Source organism: Pseudoalteromonas porphyrae, from assembly GCF_001298125.1.
Taxonomy (GTDB): Bacteria; Pseudomonadota; Gammaproteobacteria; order Enterobacterales; family Alteromonadaceae; genus Pseudoalteromonas; species Pseudoalteromonas neustonica.
Window position 1 is genome coordinate 1 of the sequence record NZ_LHPH01000064.1, and the last position, 1,188, is coordinate 1,188.

At 48.7% G+C, this 1,188-nt stretch carries 1 protein-coding gene; it reads left to right on the top strand.

Going from position 1 to position 1,188, the window contains the following annotated elements; genetic code table 11:
* On the top strand, positions 1-1,188 hold a 1,188-nt coding region (locus ADS77_RS21125), incomplete at both ends, for a tandem-95 repeat protein (RefSeq protein ID WP_152960661.1).

The following is a 1,188-nucleotide window of genomic DNA, read 5'->3' on the forward strand; positions in this document are numbered from 1 at the left end:
GGCCAAGACACCTTCACGTACACCATTGCAGACAGTGATGGTTTAGTATCAAACACCGCAACAGTCACCGTTAACATAGGTGCAGTGAATGACCGCCCGGTTGTTGCGAATGATGCGGTGACTACCGATGAAGACACAGTAACAAGTGTGGCCATTTTAGCGAATGATTCAGACGTTGAAGACCAAGGATTTAACGGCGCGAATGTATTGTTAGAAGATAAAGGCGATGGCGTCGGTGAATACAGCTTTGCCAGTGTAAGCGTGAATTTAGATGGTAGTTTAGCCATCACGCCAAAAGCGGATATAAATGGCGTTCACAGCTTTACTTACACAGTGACAGACAGTGAAGGGCTCGCCTCACAAGCAGCCACAGTGACACTGACGATTAACGCCATTAATGACGCACCAGTTGCGCTTGATAATACGGCGCAACTGCAAGAGGAAGGGCAGTTTGAGGTCAACGTACTGGGTAATGACAGTGACGTAGATGAGGGCGACAGTCTGGATGCAAGCAGTGTAACAATTGTGAGTGATGCAGCGAACGGGCAAACGCAAGTGACCAGTGCAGGGGCGATTATTTATACAGCCAATACCAACTTCTTTGGTGACGACAGCTTTACCTACACAGTAAAAGACAGCCAAGGTGCAGTTTCAAATGTTGCCACAGTGACGATGACAGTAACGTCAGTGAACGACAAACCCGTGGCCAGCGCACAAGCGCAAACACTGGATGAAGATGGTTCAATCTTATTGACGTTAGTCGCGACAGATGTAGACCAAGATACACTGAGCTATCGCATTGTGGATGAGGTAACAAAAGGAAGCCTAATCCAACAAAGTAATGACAGCTGGCTTTACACCCCGACAGCGAACGCGAATGGCGCAGACAGCTTTACGTTTGTGGCCAATGATGGCGAGGTTGATTCGGATGAAGTCACCGTATCATTAACGATAACCCCGATTAACGACAAGCCAACGCTCGCAGGGCAAGCAGTCTCAACAGATGAAGACACGGCCTTAACCGTGACCTTATCGGGCGAAGACATTGAAGGGCAAAGCCTGAGTTATACCGTGGTGACGGATGCGGTCAATGGCAGCGTAAGCTTAACGGGCAATAGTTTGGTGTACACACCAAACAGTGACTTTAATGGCAGTGACTCAGTCAGCGTTGTCGCCAATGACGGCGAG